The organism is Micromonospora sp. NPDC049204 (assembly GCF_040647935.1).
In the GTDB taxonomy this organism is placed as follows: Bacteria; Actinomycetota; Actinomycetes; order Mycobacteriales; family Micromonosporaceae; genus Micromonospora.
This window is the reverse complement of sequence record NZ_JBEZDC010000007.1, coordinates 72,383-88,547: the sequence shown is the minus strand read 5'-3', so window position 1 is coordinate 88,547 and position 16,165 is coordinate 72,383. Positions and strand designations below refer to the sequence as shown.

The window sequence follows — 16,165 nt, the reverse complement described above, 5'->3', positions numbered from 1 at the left end:
CCCCGGTGGGTGAACAAGTGGTTCCCGTGGGCTGTCCCTGCTGTGCATCCCGGACCGGTGGGGGGACCTGCCCGGTCTGTTTCTGGACCGACGACGGCCAGACCGACGCCGACGCCGACGCGGTCCGGGGCGGCCCCAACGGCGACCTGAGCCTCTCGCACGCTCGACTCAACTACGCCGTCTACGGTGCCAGCCACCCGCGCTACCAGGACATGGTGCGCCCGGCCCGCCCCGACGAGCGCCCCTGATCGACGCCCGTCGGGCAAACACGGGTCAGCAGACCGGCACAGCACCTCCGTAGACGACCGAGATGTAGGCGTGGCTGACGTACTGGCCGGTGGCAAGCCGGTTCCACCGGGTGGTGGTGCGGTAGGGCCCCGCCACCGACTGTCCGGTCACGTAGCACTCGATCGGCACGGTGGCGAACCGGGCGGCGAGGCCACGCGCCGGAGACGAGGTGGTGGCCCCGCTGCGGATGTTGAGCGGCCCGTCACCGACCACGCCGCGCGGCCCACCACCGGTCCACAGGTAGGCGACGTCCACCCAGGCGTTGGTGGTCAACTGGAGGCCGTCCCAGAAGGTGCCGTCGGCCAGGTCGATGGCGGCAGGGTTGAGCACGGTCCGACCGAACTGGTCCCGACCGCCGTTGTAGCCGGACTGGTAGGCCGCCTGCGCCTCGGGCCGACCCTGCCCCAGGTCCTTCCAGTTCTCCCGCACCGCCGACGGGTTCCAGTAGTCGTCGCGGGTGTTCCACGGCCCGACGTCCCAGACCGGGGCGTACTCGCAGCGGGAGCCGCTGGTGGTGCAGACCCGCACGGTGTAGTCGCCGGAGTTGAGCGGGGCCAGGCTGCGCCGCGACGGTAGCGCCACGAAGTGGTCCCGGGGCTGCACGGTGCGACCGTTGGCGGTCTGCTCGCCGACCAGGCCGATCCGGGTGGCGAACACCCGGTAGGTGATGCCCGGCGTGGTCGCGGAGACGGCGGCGGTCGTGTCGGCGGTGAGCTGGACGCCGCGTACCGTCGCGGTGGCGCCACCGGCGGTGGCGGTGAGCACGACCCTGCTCTGCACCCGGCTCACCGGGCTGTCGAAGACGGCGCCGGCGGTGGCGGTCCGCCACTCGGTCCAGCCACTGGCCCGCCAACCTCGGACCTGGGCCTCGACGGTGGCGCCCGCCGGTGTCTGGGCACTGACCTGGGCGCGGACCCGGGTGGCCGGCCGCTTGAGGGTCCGGGGAGCGCTCAGCAGCATCCCCTCGGCGACAGCGCTGCGCGGGCTGCGTCCGGCGGGCCGGGCTTCGCGCAGGCGCAGCCCGGCGGCGGTGCGCCGGACGTTGACGTCGTCCCGGTCGACGACGGACAGGTCGGCGTTCCACAGTTCGCCGCCAGGTGCGGCGGCGGTGAAGGTGAGCGGGCTTCCGGCGGCGGGGACCTGGCTGGTGGCGGGTAGGAGGGTGGCGGTGAGGGCGAGGGTGAGGGGGACGACGAGGGCGAGGGACCGAGTACGACAATGCAGCCTGGACATAGGCATTCTCCTCAGAACTCCTTGACCCTCGCATGTCGGGAGATCATGAGGAACCTGTGTACAAATAGCGACACATGCGAATTCTGCTCAAATGAGGGAGGATGACAGGGTGCCCGAAGGCGACACCGTCTGGAACACCGCGCGTGTGCTGCATCGCGCGCTCGCCGGCGCGCGGATCACCGACAGTGACTTCCGGGTTCCCCAGCTCGCCACCACCGATCTCACCGGTTGGACCGTCCGCGAGTCGGCCAGCCGGGGCAAGCACCTGCTGCTGCGCCTCAGCGCCCCGAACGAGGCGCACTGGACCCTGCACTCGCACCTGCGGATGGACGGCGCCTGGCGGGCGTACGCCCCGGGGGAACGCTGGACCGGCCGGCCCGCCCACCTGATCCGGGTGGTGCTGCGCAGCCCCGGCGCCGTCGCGGTCGGCTATCACCTGCACGAGCTGACCCTCGTGCCGACCGCCGAGGAGGACCACCTGGTCGGCCACCTCGGCCCCGACCTGCTCGGCCCGGACTGGGACCCGGCCGAGGCGGTCCGCCGACTCGGCGGCCACCCGGAGCAGACGGTCGGCGAGGCGCTGCTGGACCAGCGCAACCTGGCCGGGGTGGGCAATCTCTACAAGTGCGAGGTGCTGTTCCTGCGCGGTGTGTCCCCGTGGACACCGGTCGGCGCGGTGCCCGACCTGCCCGGCCTGGTGGCCCTCTCGCAGCGGCTGCTCGCCGCCAACCGTGGCCGGTGGACGCAGAGCAGCACCGGCTCCCTGCGCCGGGGCGAGACCAGCTACGTGTACGGTCGCCGCGCCCAGCCGTGCCGCCGCTGCGGCACCGCGATCCGCAAGGAGGCGCTGGGCGAGAGGGTCACCTACTGGTGCCCGGTCTGCCAGCCCGCACACCCGGGCGCCCCGGAATCCGACTGACCAGGGCCATCCCTCGACCAAGGCCATCCCAGATACGGACGATTGGGTAATTCCTATCCGGCCGTCTGAGTCGCATGCTGCGGTTGAGTGCTCACCGATCGTCAACAGAGCGCCGAGGCAGCCACGCCGGGGTGGCGACCCTCGCGCCCCGACCCGGGGAGAGTCATGGCGTTGTTCCGCAGGCTCCGCTCCACCTTCTTCGTCCGGGCCACCCGCGACACCGACGGCTCCGTCGACGGCGCGACGGCGTCCGTGCCGGCCGCGCGTACCGCCGAGCAGACCGCCCCCGCACCGAGCCTGGACCCGACCGTGGTGCCCCGCTGCTTCGGTCCGGTGCCGAACTTCGCCCACAGCCCTCGCCCGAGGCGCGACACCGGCGGGCAGGTGGTGCCCGGGACCGGGCTGCGCAAGTTCGTCGACCCGCTGCCCGTACCGGGCCGGCACACCGGCACCGACCTCGGCGGTCAACTGCCGGTGGCGACGCCGGACACGATCAGCTATCCGGGCTGCGACTACTACGAGATCGTCGTGCAGGAGTACGCGCAACGGCTGCACCGGGACCTGCCAGCCACCCGGCTGCGCGGCTACCGGCAGCTCAACCTGGGCACCGACCCGGCGGGCCACAACACGGTGGCACCTCCGGAGCGGCCCTGGCACCTCGGCCCGATGGTCCTCGCCCGGCGGGGCCGCCCGGTCCGGGTGAAGTTCATCAACCACCTTCCGACCGGCCGGGCCGGTGAGCTGTTCCTGCCGGTCGACGACACCATCGAGGGGGCCGGGATCGGCCCGCTGGACGGACCCGCCCCGTTCCCGCAGAACCGCGCGGTGCTGCACCTGGCCGGCGCGCAGACCGGCTGGAACAGCGCCGGCAATCCGGGGCAGTGGATCACTCCGGCCGGGGAGATCACCCCGTACCCGAACGGGGTGGGCGTGACCCACGTGCCGGACATGCCACCGCCGGGTGCCGGCGCCACCACCCTGTACTACCCGAACGAACAGAGCGGCCGGCTGCTGTGGTGGCACGACAACACCCTCGGCCTGGCCCGGCTCACCGTCTACGGCGGACAACTCGCGCTCTACCTGCTCACCGACCCGGCCGAGGAGCAACTCGTCGCCGACGCCGTGCTGCCGGCCGACCAACTGCCGCTGGTGATCGAGGACAAGACGTTCGTGCCGGACGACGCCCAACTCGCCGCCGAGGACCCGACCTGGGACCGGGATCGCTGGGGCGCCCGGGGCAGCCTCTGGCACCCGCACATCTACCAGCCACGGCAGAACCCGTACCGCTCCGGCGGACGCAACCCCACCGGCCGGTGGGACTACGGCCCCTGGTCGCGTGATCCCGCCCCGGACCACGCCCGCGCCGACGGCTGCGTCGCCAACCCGCACCACGACCCGGTCGACGCACCTGACGAACCGCCGTTGCGCCCCGGCGTGCCGCACCTGTCCGCGGTGCCCGAGGCGTACGGCGACACCCCGCTCGTCAACGGCGTCGCCTACCCGTACCTGGAGGTGGCGCCGCGCGCGTACCGGTTCCGGATTCTCAACGCCTGCCTGGACCGCAGCCTCAACCTCCAGCTCTACCGGGCCTGCACCGACGCGCCGATGTGGACGGCCGACGGTGCGCTCGCCGACGCCGAAGCCGGGGAGGTGCCGATGGTGCCCGCGGTGCGGGCGGCGGACCGACCGACGGGTTGGCCGACCGACGGGCGCGACGGCGGTGTGCCGGATCCGCGCGCCGCCGGGCCGGAGTTCATCCAGATCGGCAACGAGGCCGGGCTGCTGCCCGCCCCGGTGGTGCTGCCGAACCGGCCGGTCGGCTACCGCTACGACCGGCTCGACCCGACCGTGCTGAACGTCGACGGGCACACCCTGCTGCTCGCGCCGGGTGAGCGGGCCGACGTGCTCGTCGACTTCTCCACCGTGCCGCCGGGCAGCACGCTGATCCTGTACAACGACGCCCCGGCGCCGCTGCCCGGCTTCGACCCACGCTACGACCAGCACACCGACGCACCGGACCGCACGGCCGAGGGTGGGCCGCCCGGCACCGAACCGGGGTACGGCCCGAACACGCGCACCCTGCTCCAGTTCCGCGTCGCGGGGGCTCCGGCGCCGCCGTACGACCTGGACCGGCTGCGCGAACGGCTACCCGTGGCGTACGCGGCCAGTCAACGCCCACCGATCGTGCCGCAGCCGGCGTACGACCCGGCGTTCGGCACCCAGACCGCGTCGACGACAACGGTGCCGGTGCACGCCACCTCGGTGACGATCACACCGACGGCCGGCGCGGACCCGGTGACGCTGCCCATCGCGGTCAAGGCCGTACAGCAGGTCTTCGAGCCCGACCACGGCCGGCTGGTCGGCCGACTCGGCGTCGGACACCCGCACGCCGGGCCGCTCAACCCGACGACCCTGCCCCTCGGGCCGACCGACCCGGTCACCGAGGTGCTCTTCGCCACCGACCCCGCCGTGCCGCTGGGCACCACCAACGACGGCACCCAGATCTGGCGGATCAGCGGCAACGTCCGGCAGACCGAACCGCTGCACGTCGGCGGCTGCGACGTGCAGGTGGTCAACCGGGTCGGTTGGGACGGCACGCTGCGGCTCCCCCACGGCACCGAGTTGGGCTGGAAGCAGATCGTCCGGGTCAACCCCCGGGAGGACGTGGTGGTGGCGCTGCGCCCGGTCGCCCCGACGTTGCCGTTCAAGCTGGGCGACAGCGTCCGGCTGCTCGACCCGTGCCGCCCGGCCGGCGCACGGACCGGGTCGACCCCGGTCAGCCCGGCGGACGGGCGACCCGCCACCGTGGTCAACCACCTGGTCAACCTGGGCTGGGAATACCGCTGGCACAGCCAACTCGCCGGCCACCGCGACGGTGGGATGACCCGGCCACTTGTGCTCCGGGTGACACCGAAGGCACCGACCGGGCTGACCGCCACGCCGGTGCCCGGCTCGGCCACCGCGCTACCCGCGATCGCGCTCGCCTGGACCAGCAACGGCGGCCGGCCACCGGCCACCAGTCACCTGCTGCACCGGGCCACCGACGCGACCTTCGACGGCGAGATCACCACGATCACCGTCGCGGCGGCCGCCACCCGGTACACGGACGCGTCCGTCACTCCCGGGGTGACCTACCACTACCGGATCCGGGCGGAGAACGCGGTCAGCTACTCGTCCTGGTCCAACGGGGTGCCGGCCTCGGTGCACCTGGCCGCGCCGAGTGGCCTGGTCGCGGCACTGCCGCCCGCCGCGCCGCTACGGGTGGCCCTGCGCTGGGTGAACCGCTCGTTCGCCACCGGCATCGACGTGCAGCGGGCCACCAACCCGACATTCACCAGCGGGCCGGGCACCACGGCGATCGGTGCCGGCGACAATCACCTGGATGTCGCGATCGCACCGGACACGACGTACTACTACCGGGTGCGGACCACCTATCTGGGTGCCGCCTCGGCCTGGTCGACGATCGCCGCGGTGACCTCCCCGCCCGCGCCGGGCACCCCGAACGGGGTGAGCGCCACGGCGAGCGCACCCGGACCGGACACCGCGACGGTGGTCCTGGCCTGGGCGGCGAGCACCCCCGCCGGCCCGGGGTCCGGGTTCATCGTGCAGCGGGCGCTGGACCCGACGTTCGACCGGGAGGTGGCCACCTTCACGGTGACCGGTCGCGGCTTCAGCAACACGGGACTGGCCCGGGGCCTCACCTACCACTACCGGATCCGGTCGTTCAACGTCGTGGGCAGCTCGCCGTACACCGTCCCGGTCCGGGTAACGACGCCGCCGTGACCGGCCGGTGGGCGCGGTACGGGTCGCTCAGCGGGTCGGCGCGCGCGACGGAGTGCCGACGGTGCGCAGCTCGGCCAGCGCCCCGGCCACCCCGTGCAGCAGGTCGGTCGCCTCGGTGAGCCGGTCGGCGGCCGGGTGGGTGGGCTCCGGTCGGGCGTCCTCGGCCAGGTAACCGGCAGCGGCGACCACCAGCCGTTCGTAGGCCGCGACCCCACCCTCCAACTGGGCGGTCAGCATGGCGTGTGCCTCGGCCAGCGGCGGACGGGCGTCGGCCGGCGCCAGCCGCAGCGCACGTTCGACGCTGGCCACGCGTGCGGCCAGGTCGCGCAGCGAACGGTCGGCGGCGGCGGCCTCCAGCACCGCCGGCTCGGCCAGCCCGGTGAGCCGGGGGGCCATGCCGGCCAGGGTGAGCGCCGCACGGTCCAGTCGGGCCCACTGCTCGCCCGCGCTGGTGCCGCGCAGGGCGATCCGGGAGCGGACCCGGCGGACCTCGGCAAGCACCCCCGGGCCGACCGGCAGCCGCTCGACGGCGGCGATGAGGCGGGCCCGCGACCGGGCCGCCGCCTCCGCGGGGTCGAGCGCGGGCGGTGCGGGCTGGGCGGCGAGGGCGCGCACGTCGATCCAGCGCCAGGCGGCGAGCGCCACCGCACTGCCCGCGGCGCCGGCCCAGGCCGCGTCGGGCAGACCAAGGCCGGCGTACGGGGTGAGCACCGCGGCCGCACCCCCGAGCCCACCGGCCAGGACGCTCCACCGTCGGGCGGACCGGCGGAGCCGACCCAGTCTGCGGAAGTACCGTGTGCGCTCGTCTGCCACCCTGACCCCCTCGGTCCGGTCGTTCAGCCGGCGGCGGTCGGGTCGCCGGTGCCCCGTTCGCGGGCCATGCTGGCACGCAACTCGTCGAGTCGGGCAGCGGCCGTCGGGTCGGTGGCCGGGCCAGCCTTCTCGGCCGGCCGTTGCGCCGCGCCGCCGAGTTGCTCCCCCGCCATGCTGGACCGGATCTGCTCCAGCCGGGCCGAACCGGCCGAGTCGATAGTCGCCTTCTGGATCTCCAACATCCGGCCCTCGACGGAGTTGCCGGCCAGCTCGGCGCGGCCCATCGCGTTGGCGTACCGCCGCTCGATGCGGTCGCGCACCTCGTCCAGGGACGGGGTGTTGGTGGGCGCGGTCAGCGACGACATCGACTCCAGCGAGCGGGCCACCGACTCCTGCATCTTGGCCTGCTCCAGTTGGCTGAGCAGCTTGGTGCGCTCGGCGAGCTTCTGCTGGAGGATCATCGAGTTGTTCTCGACCGCACGGCGGGCCTGGGCGGCGGCACCCAGCGCCTGGTCGTGCAGGGTCTTGAGGTCTTCGGTGGCCTGTTCGGCGGAGACCAGCTGGGTGGCCAGGGTCTGCGCCGACTGCTCGAACCGCGTGGCCTCGGCCTCGTCACCCTTGGCCCGGGCCTGGTCGGACAGCACCAGGGCCTGCCGGGCGTTGCCCTGCAACCGCTCGACCTCGGACATCTGCCGGGACAGCTTCATCTCCAGCTGACGCTGGTTGCCGATCACCGCGGCAGCCTGCTGCACCAGCGCCTGGTGCTGCCGCTGGGCATCCTCGATGGCCTGCTGGATCTGCACCTTCGGATCGGCATGCTCGTCGATCTTTGAACCGAAGAGCGCCATCAGGTAGTTCCAACCCTTGACGAACGGGTTCGCCATCTCCGCCGTATCCCCTCAGTAGCGTCGCTCCACCACGGCCGGCCGGGCCGGATGGACCGACTGGCCGCCACCGGCCGATCTCCATCGTCCCAGCCGGATGCCAGTGAGGCATCCGTACCGGTCGGTCGACCGCACCGGCAGCTCCTGTGGGCCACCCTACGCGGCCGGAGCCAGCCCTCCCACGGTCAACCGAGCGACCGGCTCAGGCGGCGCAGACCACGTCCCGGTCGCGCTCGGTCGGGCGGACGCGCGCGCTGCGCAGCGTGGCCTTGAGCGGCGAGTCCTGGCGGACGGAGACGGAGACCTTGCCATCCGAGGTGACCTGCCGGACGCCCCGGCTGGTGCTCTTGGACACAGCCCCGGCGTCGGCCGGCTCGTCCTGCATCGAGACGAGCACCTCGGGCATCTGCTCGGCGAGCGCCACGGTGTCGCTCACCTCGCGGAGAAGCTCGGACAGACGGGCACCGAGGGCGTCACAGATCGCGGCGAGCAGTTCGCTGGACGGCTCCTTGTGCCCCCGCTCAATCTCGGAGAGGTAGCCGAGGCTGACGTTGGCGGCGGTGGAGACCTCACGCAGCGTGCGCTGCTGCCCCTGCCGGCGCGCCCGCAGTGCGTCACCGATCACCCGGCGTAGCAGGATCATCGCACCTCCCCCTGAGGGATACCTCGCGCCCGGCGCTGGGCGGCCGGCCGCGGCGGACCGCGCCGACCCCGAACGTCGGAGCCTTCCCGCAACCGTACCCGTTGCGAGCCCCGCCGACATCCCGCCCCGCCCGCCGGTTCGTCGAGACGGCCTCACGTCGGGTGGCACCGACCGTCGCCACCTGCCCCGGATGCTCCCCGGTCAACTCGCGGGCAGCGGGGCATCCGCGGTGTCGGCGGCGTGGATCTGCTCGGCGAGCAGCCGCAGCGCCTCGACCACCGCCGCGGAGCGGACGTGGTCCCGCCCGCCGTCCAGGTCGAGCTGTCGGACCTCGGCGCCGTTCGGTCCGGCGACCGCGACGTAGACCAGGCCGACGGGCTTGCCGTCCTGCGGTTCGGGGCCGGCGACGCCGGTGGTGGCCACTCCCCAGTCCGCGCCGCAGCGCTCGCGGCCGCCCGCGGCGAGCGCCGCCGCCACGTCCGGGTCCACCGGCCCCCGCTCGGACAGCAGGTCGGTGGGGACGCCGGCCAGGGTGCCCTTCAACTCGGTGGCGTAGACCACAAGGCCACCCCGGTAGATCCCGCTGACTCCGGCGATCTCCACGATCGAGGCGGCCAGCAGCCCACCGGTGAGTGATTCGACGGTGGCCAGGGTCTCGTGCCGCTGGGCCAGTCGGTGCACGACTCCGGCTGCCGCACTGCCCACCTCGGCGTCGTCCGCCGCACCGTCCGCCGGCCGTTCACGACCCGTGTCCCGCCGCATCAACCCGCCCTCCCCGCCACACCCACACCCACACCCTTCCCCGCCCACCGACCCCCAACCCTGCCGGCCCGATCGCGTCGATCATGAGGTTAGCGTCGCGACACGCCGCCCCGGACGCCGACAACCTCATGATCACCGGGATAACTCGCCGGGGGTGGGGGTCAGCGGGGGCGGCGGAGGCGGAGGGCTTGGGCTATGTAGTCGAAGCCGGTCGCCACCGTGACCAGGACGGCGGCGGCCATGATCCACGGACCGACGGCGGCGAGGGCGGCGGGCATCGGCCAGAGGTACCAGGCGATGGCCAGGATCTGCAGCGCGGTCTTGACCTTGCCGCCTCGGCTGGCCGCGATCACGCCGTGCCGGATCACCCAGAACCGCAGCCCCGTGATGCCCAACTCGCGGACGAGGATCAGCGTGGTCACCCACCAGGGCAACCTGTCGTACCAGGACAGCAACACCAGGGCGGCACCCGTGAGCGCCTTGTCCGCGATCGGGTCGGCCACCTTGCCGACCGACGTGACAAGACCGAACCGGCGGGCGATCCAGCCATCCACGAGATCCGTCGCCGACGCCACCGCGAAGATCAGACAGGCTGCCATCCGCCAGCCGGAGTGGGTCATCCCGGACATGACCACCGAGGCGGCGAAGACCGGCACCAGCGCGAGTCGCAGGGCGGTCAGCGCGTTGGCCGCGTTGACGACGGGCACCACGGCGACCACCCGGGCCGGCGTCGACTCCGCCGCCCCCGTCACCGCCGCGCTCCGTGGCGTTTCCGGCACCGCACCACTGGGCTCCCCCGCTCCGCCTGGGCCCACCGTCACCGTGCCGCGCCGGGCGCCGCCGAGATCATCTCATCCGGCACCGCCAGCAGGTCCACCCCTTCGGTGCCGGTCACCGTCGCGCGTACCAGGTCACCCGGTCGCAGCGCGGCGAGGTCGACCCCGCCCTCGACCGGGGCGACCAGGGTGGTGGAACCGTCCACCTCCGGCGCCTGATGCGCCGCCCGACCCTCCACCACACCGTCCGAGATCGAGTCGACGAGCACCTCGACGGTCGAGCCGAGCCGGTCCTCGGCCCGCTGTGAGCACAACTCGTCGGCGAGCGCGCTCAGCCGGTCGTAGCGCCGCTTGATCGTCGCGGCGGAGACCTTGCCGGGCAGGCCGGCGGCCTCGGTGCCGTCCTCGTCGCTGTAGTCGAACATCCCGATCGCGTCCAGCCGGGCCTCGGTCAGGAACCGGACCAGCTCGTCGACATCGGCGCGGGTCTCGCCGGGGAAACCGACGATGAAGTTGCTCCGGGCGCCCGCGTCCGGGGCCAACGCCCGGGCACCCGCGAGCAGCTCCAGGAAACGGTCGGTGGAACCGAAACGCCGCATCCGGCGCAGCACCGGCTCACTCGAGTGCTGGAACGACAGGTCGAAGTACGCGGCCACGCCCGGGGTGTTGGCGATCGCCTCGACCAACCCGGGGCGGGTCTCCGCCGGCTGGAGGTAGCTCGCCCGCACCCGGACGATGCCGGTCACCGCGGCGAGCTGCGGCAGCAGCTTCTCCAGCGCGCGGGGGTCGCCGAGGTCCTTGCCGTACGACGTGGAGTTCTCACTGACCAGCACCAGCTCCCGTACGCCGGTCTTGGCCAACCACTCCGCCTCGGCGAGCAACTCGTCGGGCGTACGCGAGACGAACGCCCCCCGGAAGGCGGGAATGGCACAGAACGCGCAGCGCCGGTCGCAGCCACTGGCCAGCTTCAGCGAGGCCACCGGGCCGGTGTCCAGTCGACGGCGCAGGATCTGCCGCAGGTGCGCGGGGGTGTGCTCGTCGGTGTCGACGGCCGTGCGGCTCACGGTGCCGTGACCGGGCAGCGACACGGCGCTGTCGCGCCGCTTCACCGGGGTCAGCGGCAGCAGCTCACGCCGGTCCCGGGGGGTGTGCGCGACGACCTGCTCACCGGCGACGACCGCGTTCAGCCGGGCGGCGATGTCCGGGTAGTCGTCGAAGCTCAGCACCGCCTGCGCCTCGGGCAGGCTGTCGGCCAACTCCCGGCCGTACCGCTCGGCCATGCAGCCCGCGGCGACCACCTTGGCGCCGGTCCCGGCGGCGGCGAGCAGGGTCTGGATGGAATCCTGCTTGGCCTTCTCCACGAAACCGCAGGTGTTGACGACCACCACGTCGGCGCCCTCGCCGTCGGTGGTCACCTGCCAGCCATCGGCGTGCAGCCGCGCGGCCAGCTCCTCCGAGTCGACCTCGTTACGGGCGCAGCCCAGGGTGAGCAGGGCTACGCGACGGCCCTCGGCGTTGTCAGAGGGGGCAGGAGAGGTGGCAGACACCATCCGAGGGTACCGGGCCGTCCGGGGAAGCCCTCGCACACGGGGCTGCGGCGACGGCCGGACGCACGGCTCGGCACCGAATCGGTCACCCGGTCCCACGCCGGCGCTCAGCGCGCCACGGCGCCGATGCGGGTCAACGCATCGAGCAGAAAGACCTCGGTGCCGGCCAGGCCGGTGGAGCAGAAGACCGAGATCTGGTCCGCGGTGGTCCGGCCGGGGACCGCGCCGGCCAGGATGCCGCCCAGGTCGCGCAACCGCCCGGCGTACGGGGGCGTGGCCGCGAGCATCGGCGGCTGGTAGTCCGCCGCCTGGGCTGGCGAGTCGGTGACCAGCAGGTCGGCGACGTCCAGCAGGTCGGTGCCGAACTCGCTGCGGTCCCGCTGCTTGAAGCCGACCGCGTTGACGTGCGTGCCGGGGCTGAGGTCGGCGGCACGCAACACCGGGGTCGGGCTGGTCGTCGCGAGCACCACGATGTCCCGCCCGGCGACGGCCGAGCCCGGGTCGGCCACCGTTCGGGCGGGCACGCCCAGCTCGGCGCGGACCCGCGCGGCGAGGGCGTCCCGCCGGGCCGCGGAGCGGCTGTGCACCACCACCTCGCGCAGCGGGCGGACCGCGGCGGCGGCCCAGACCTGGGTCCACGCCTGCCGGCCGGAGCCGATCACGCCGAGGGTGGCCGCGTCCGGACGGGCCAGGGCGTCGACCGCCAGGGCACCCAACCCTCCGGTACGACGGGACCCCAACTCCTCGCCCACCGCCACCGCCCGGATCGCCCCGGTGCCCGCGTCGTGCAGCACCACCAGCTGCTCGCCCTGCGGGTGGCCGAAAGTGTCGTAGGAGCGAAAGCCGTACCACTCGCCGACCAGGTGCCCCGCGGTGAGCACCAGCCGCCCACCGCCCAGCGGGGCGGCGGCCCGGGGCGGGGCCACGAGGCGTCCCTCGTACGCGGCCAGGAGGGCGGCCCGCATGGCGTCGACCGTGGTGGCGGCGTCCAGTGCGGCGGCGACCTCGGAGTCGGCATAGATCAGCGTCATGGTGGACATCCTGCAAGTTAGAGTCAAGTGCAGGTCAAGAAGGGGTGGCGGGAGTCACTGCGCCATCGCCGCCCAACCCCATCCATCCGCCCCGACCGCCGACCGGTGCTAGCGTCGGCTTCGGTGGCCCGCGGCCACCCCGGACGAGTGGTGGGCGTACCCGGTCAGGCCAAGACGCCCCGCGACGTGCAGACCCGACTCGTCCCGGCCCCCGGCGGCCCGGGCACTCTCGCGTGAGGTGAACGATGGCCTGGCTGGTGTTGGTGATCTCCGGACTGCTGGAGACGGCCTGGGCGGTCGCCCTGGACCGCAGCGCCGGCTTCAGCCGGCTGGTCCCGTCCGTGGTGTTCGCGGTGACGCTGGTCCTGAGCATGGCCGGCCTGGCGTACGCGCTGCGCGAGATCCCGGTCGGTACCGGTTACGCGGTCTGGGTCGGCATCGGCGCGGTCGGCACCGCGCTGGTCGGGATGCTGGCGCTCGGCGAGTCGGCGAGCCTGCCCCGGATCCTGTGCCTGCTGCTGGTGGTCGCCGGCGTGATCGGCCTGAAGATCTTCCACTGAGCAGTCACCTCGGCAGGCGTGACCACCGCCCACAGTGGGTAGTGATCGTGCCGTCACGACAGGCTCTCACCCGGAGGAAGACATGGCCGACCTGCCCAGCAACGCACGCCCCCGCGCCAACGCTGCCCGGATCCTCACCATCGTGGGCTTCGTCTTCGCGGTTCTCGCCCTGCTGCTTCCCCCGATCGTCTTCGGCGTGCTCGGCATCGTCGCGGGCATCGTCGGCGCGGTGCTCGGTGACAAGCCACTGGGCTGGTACGCCGCGGCGGCCAGCCTCGTCGGCGCGATCATCGGCACCGCCATCGCCGCCGCGTTGCTCAACTGAAAACTCCCCCGAGTCACGGGCCCGCCGGCTGCCGGCGGGCCCGTCGTGTTTGCGGGGTCGGTCGTCCTCGTCGGTCAGTCCACGTCGCCGCGCAGGCCGACCAGGACGTCCTCCAGCTCGTCCGGCTTGACCAGCACGTCGCGCGCCTTCGACCCCTCCGACGGCCCGACCACTCCCCGGGTCTCCATCAGGTCCATCAGGCGACCCGCCTTGGCGAAACCGACACGAAGCTTGCGTTGCAGCATCGAGGTCGAGCCGAACTGCGAGGTCACCACCAGCTCCACCGCCTGCACCAGCAGGTCGAGATCGTCGCCGATGTCCTCGTCGATCTTCTTCTTGTTCTCCTGCGCGGGGGCCAGCACGTCCTTGCGGAACTCCGGCTCGCGCTGGTCCTTGCAGAACTTCACGACGTCGGCGATCTCCCGCTCGGTGACCCAGGCGCCCTGGATGCGGACCGGCTTGGAGGCGCCCATCGGCAGGAAGAGGCCGTCACCGCGGCCGAGCAGCTTCTCCGCGCCCGGCTGGTCGAGGATGACCCGGGAGTCCGCGAGCGAGGAGGTGGCGAACGCCAGCCGGGACGGCACGTTCGCCTTGATCAGACCGGTCACCACGTCGACCGAGGGCCGTTGGGTGGCCAGGACCAGGTGGATGCCGGCCGCGCGCGCCAGCTGGGTGATCCGGACGACGGAGTCCTCCACGTCGCGCGGCGCGACCATCATCAGGTCGGCCAACTCGTCCACGATCACCAACAGGTACGGGTACGGGCGCATCTCCCGTTCGCTGCCCGGCGGGGCCTTGATCTCGCCGTTGCGGACCTTGCGGTTGAAGTCGTCGATGTGGCGGACACCGTTGGCGGCGAGGTCGTCGTAGCGCATGTCCATCTCGCGGACCACCCAGTCCAGCGAGTCGGCCGCCTTCTTGGCATTTGTCACGATCGGGGTGACCAGGTGCGGGATGCCCTCGTAGCCGGTCATCTCGACCCGCTTCGGGTCGATCAGCAGCAGCCGCACCTCGTCCGGAGTGGCCCGGGTGAGGACGGACACCAGCAGGGTGTTGAGGCAGCTCGACTTTCCGGCACCGGTGGCCCCGGCGATCAGAATGTGCGGCATCTTCGCGAGGTTGGCCACCACGTAGCCACCCTCGATGTCCTTGCCGAGCGCCACCACCATCGGATGGTGGTCGCTCGTCGCCGCCCGTGAGCGCAGCACGTCACCGAGGGCGACGTTCTCCGGGTCGGTGTTCGGGATCTCCACGCCGACCGCGCTCTTGCCCGGGATCGGGCTGAGGATCCGGACGTCCGGCGACTTCACCGCGTACGCGATGTTGCGGGAGAGCTGGGTGATCCGCTCGACCTTGACGCCGTGCCCCAGCTCGACCTCGTAGCGGGTGACGGTCGGGCCGCGGGTGAAGCCGGTGACCGCCGCGTCCACGTCGAACTGGTCGAACACCCCGGTCAGCGCGGCGATCACCTCGTCGTTGGCCTTGCTGCGGGTCTTCGCGGCGGCGCCGGCGCTGAGCATGTTGGCCGGCGGCAGCCTGTAGTCCCCGGCCAGCCCGGTCAACGCGAGCTGCTCGGCCCGCGTCGGCGCGGGCGAGTGCTCCGGCGGCTCGACCGGCGGCCGGCGGCTCGCCGGCACCTTCGCCGGAGACTTGCGCGGCAGCACCACGGTCTCCTGGAGGTCCACACCGTCCAGGTCCTCGAAGTCGTCCGGGTCCACCGGTGGAGGCATCCGCTTCGCCGGCCGCTTCCGCGCCCGCTGGGCGGCCGGCTCGTCGGCTTCCTCGGCGGCCTCCGGCGCGGCGACCAGCCCGCCGGCCAGCAGGCCCAGCCGCTCCGGAATCTTGTTGATCGGTGTCGCCGTCACCACGAGCAGACCGAAGAGCAGCAGCAGGATCAGCAGCGGCACCGCCACCCAGGCGGTGACCGCGCGCTCCAGCAGCCCGCCGATGCCCGCGCCGACCAACCCGCCCGCGAAGTCCCGTTGTAGTGGGTTGGCCGGGGCCTGACCGATGTGCAGCAGCGCGGCGGTCGAGACGAGCAGCGAGGTCCAGCCGATCAACCCGCGGCCCCGGTGTTCCGGATCGGCCGGCTGGCGCATCAACCGCCAGGCCCCGATCATCAACAGCACCGGTACGACCACCGAGATCGCGCCCAGGAACAACCGGATCGTGTCGGCCAGTCGGGCACCCACCGGACCCGCTCCGGAGAGCCAGAGCGCCACGGCGGTGAGCAGGGCGAACCCGAACAGCAGCAGCCCGGCGCCGTCGCGGCGGTGCTCCGGGTCGAGGTCGCGGGCGGAGGCGGCCTGTCGACCGGCGGCCCGCACCGCCCAGCCCATCCCGTGCGCCACGCCCATCCACAGTGCGCCCACCGCGCGGCCCACGTAGACAGCCGCGCCGGGCCGGGCCGGCACCGCACGACGCCGGACCGGCGCGCGGGTCTTCTTCGCTGGTTGACGGGCACGACTGTTGGTGCCACCGCGCGGCGACGCGCCGCGCCGCCGGCTCGCCTGAGAGGTACGGCCCGCCATAGAGTCACGGTAACGGTGGGGCCGGGCAGATCCCCGCTTTTCCGGGTCGTGTCCGCGCGTCGAAACACGA

14 protein-coding genes and 1 riboswitch are annotated in these 16,165 nt (G+C 73.1%); of the genes, 5 read left to right on the top strand and 9 right to left on the bottom strand.

Annotated features, from left to right (window positions below; all coding sequences use genetic code 11):
* Positions 1-5: 5 nt before the first annotated feature.
* Positions 6-248, top strand: a complete 243-nt coding sequence (locus tag AB0A90_RS15660) for a CPCC family cysteine-rich protein (RefSeq protein ID WP_110566168.1) — start codon at positions 6-8, stop codon at positions 246-248.
* 25 nt (positions 249-273) lie between these two features.
* Here the strand turns inward: AB0A90_RS15660 and AB0A90_RS15655 are convergent, their stop codons facing one another.
* A complete protein-coding gene (locus tag AB0A90_RS15655; protein WP_357247385.1) occupies positions 274-1,521 on the bottom strand; it encodes a hypothetical protein in 1,248 nt (415 codons plus the stop codon).
* Positions 1,522-1,630: 109 nt separating this feature from the next.
* On the opposite strand from AB0A90_RS15655, the gene AB0A90_RS15650 reads away from it, so the two are divergent.
* On the top strand, positions 1,631-2,440 hold the full coding sequence (locus AB0A90_RS15650) for a DNA-formamidopyrimidine glycosylase family protein (RefSeq protein ID WP_357247382.1): 810 nt from the start codon (positions 1,631-1,633) through the stop codon (positions 2,438-2,440).
* Between the two features lie 165 nt (positions 2,441-2,605).
* A complete protein-coding gene (locus tag AB0A90_RS15645; protein WP_357247379.1) occupies positions 2,606-6,223 on the top strand; it encodes a hypothetical protein in 3,618 nt (1,205 codons plus the stop codon).
* Positions 6,224-6,250: 27 nt separating this feature from the next.
* Here the strand turns inward: AB0A90_RS15645 and AB0A90_RS15640 are convergent, their stop codons facing one another.
* The 7 genes from AB0A90_RS15640 to AB0A90_RS15610 form a co-directional block, all read right to left on the bottom strand.
* Positions 6,251-7,036: a hypothetical protein gene (locus tag AB0A90_RS15640; RefSeq protein WP_357247376.1), complete on the bottom strand. Its 786-nt coding sequence runs from the start codon at positions 7,034-7,036 to the stop codon at positions 6,251-6,253.
* Positions 7,037-7,059: 23 nt separating this feature from the next.
* The gene (locus AB0A90_RS15635) at positions 7,060-7,920 is read right to left on the bottom strand and encodes a PspA/IM30 family protein (protein ID WP_357247373.1); all 861 of its coding nucleotides are present in this window, start codon (positions 7,918-7,920) and stop codon (positions 7,060-7,062) included.
* Positions 7,921-8,122: 202 nt separating this feature from the next.
* The gene (locus tag AB0A90_RS15630; protein WP_357247370.1) at positions 8,123-8,563 is read right to left on the bottom strand and encodes a helix-turn-helix transcriptional regulator; all 441 of its coding nucleotides are present in this window, start codon (positions 8,561-8,563) and stop codon (positions 8,123-8,125) included.
* A 201-nt stretch (positions 8,564-8,764) separates the two neighbouring features.
* Positions 8,765-9,325 carry a CinA family protein gene (locus tag AB0A90_RS15625; RefSeq protein WP_357247367.1) on the bottom strand — a complete coding sequence of 187 codons (561 nt, stop codon included), beginning with the start codon at positions 9,323-9,325 and terminating at the stop codon, positions 8,765-8,767.
* Positions 9,326-9,486: 161 nt separating this feature from the next.
* Positions 9,487-10,077, bottom strand: coding sequence for a CDP-diacylglycerol--glycerol-3-phosphate 3-phosphatidyltransferase (pgsA, locus tag AB0A90_RS15620; protein WP_357247364.1), 591 nt, complete (start codon positions 10,075-10,077; stop codon positions 9,487-9,489).
* A gap of 65 nt (positions 10,078-10,142) precedes the next feature.
* Positions 10,143-11,651, bottom strand: coding sequence for a 30S ribosomal protein S12 methylthiotransferase RimO (gene rimO / locus AB0A90_RS15615; RefSeq protein ID WP_357247361.1), 1,509 nt, complete (start codon positions 11,649-11,651; stop codon positions 10,143-10,145).
* A 104-nt stretch (positions 11,652-11,755) separates the two neighbouring features.
* Positions 11,756-12,679: an ornithine cyclodeaminase family protein gene (locus AB0A90_RS15610; RefSeq protein WP_357247357.1), complete on the bottom strand. Its 924-nt coding sequence runs from the start codon at positions 12,677-12,679 to the stop codon at positions 11,756-11,758.
* 119 nt (positions 12,680-12,798) lie between these two features.
* Positions 12,799-12,863, top strand: a riboswitch (guanidine-III (ykkC-III) riboswitch).
* A gap of 61 nt (positions 12,864-12,924) precedes the next feature.
* Here AB0A90_RS15610 and AB0A90_RS15605 point away from each other — a divergent pair.
* On the top strand, positions 12,925-13,239 hold the full coding sequence (locus AB0A90_RS15605) for an SMR family transporter (RefSeq protein ID WP_357247354.1): 315 nt from the start codon (positions 12,925-12,927) through the stop codon (positions 13,237-13,239).
* Between the two features lie 82 nt (positions 13,240-13,321).
* A complete protein-coding gene (locus AB0A90_RS15600; RefSeq protein ID WP_357247351.1) occupies positions 13,322-13,564 on the top strand; it encodes a hypothetical protein in 243 nt (80 codons plus the stop codon).
* Positions 13,565-13,638: 74 nt separating this feature from the next.
* Here the strand turns inward: AB0A90_RS15600 and AB0A90_RS15595 are convergent, their stop codons facing one another.
* On the bottom strand, positions 13,639-16,095 hold the full coding sequence (locus AB0A90_RS15595; RefSeq protein ID WP_357247348.1) for a DNA translocase FtsK: 2,457 nt from the start codon (positions 16,093-16,095) through the stop codon (positions 13,639-13,641).
* Positions 16,096-16,165: the final 70 nt, after the last annotated feature.

Coding starts and splice junctions, on each gene's coding strand:
- AB0A90_RS15630 (WP_357247370.1), bottom strand. CDS start 8,563: ATGATCCTGCTACGCCGGGTGATCGGTGACGCACTGCGGGCGCGCCGG.
- AB0A90_RS15605 (WP_357247354.1), top strand. CDS start 12,925: ATGGCCTGGCTGGTGTTGGTGATCTCCGGACTGCTGGAGACGGCCTGG.
- AB0A90_RS15635 (WP_357247373.1), bottom strand. CDS start 7,920: ATGGCGAACCCGTTCGTCAAGGGTTGGAACTACCTGATGGCGCTCTTC.
- rimO (WP_357247361.1), bottom strand. CDS start 11,651: ATGGTGTCTGCCACCTCTCCTGCCCCCTCTGACAACGCCGAGGGCCGT.
- AB0A90_RS15610 (WP_357247357.1), bottom strand. CDS start 12,679: ATGACGCTGATCTATGCCGACTCCGAGGTCGCCGCCGCACTGGACGCC.
- AB0A90_RS15655 (WP_357247385.1), bottom strand. CDS start 1,521: ATGTCCAGGCTGCATTGTCGTACTCGGTCCCTCGCCCTCGTCGTCCCC.
- AB0A90_RS15645 (WP_357247379.1), top strand. CDS start 2,606: ATGGCGTTGTTCCGCAGGCTCCGCTCCACCTTCTTCGTCCGGGCCACC.
- AB0A90_RS15625 (WP_357247367.1), bottom strand. CDS start 9,325: ATGCGGCGGGACACGGGTCGTGAACGGCCGGCGGACGGTGCGGCGGAC.
- AB0A90_RS15595 (WP_357247348.1), bottom strand. CDS start 16,095: ATGGCGGGCCGTACCTCTCAGGCGAGCCGGCGGCGCGGCGCGTCGCCG.
- AB0A90_RS15600 (WP_357247351.1), top strand. CDS start 13,322: ATGGCCGACCTGCCCAGCAACGCACGCCCCCGCGCCAACGCTGCCCGG.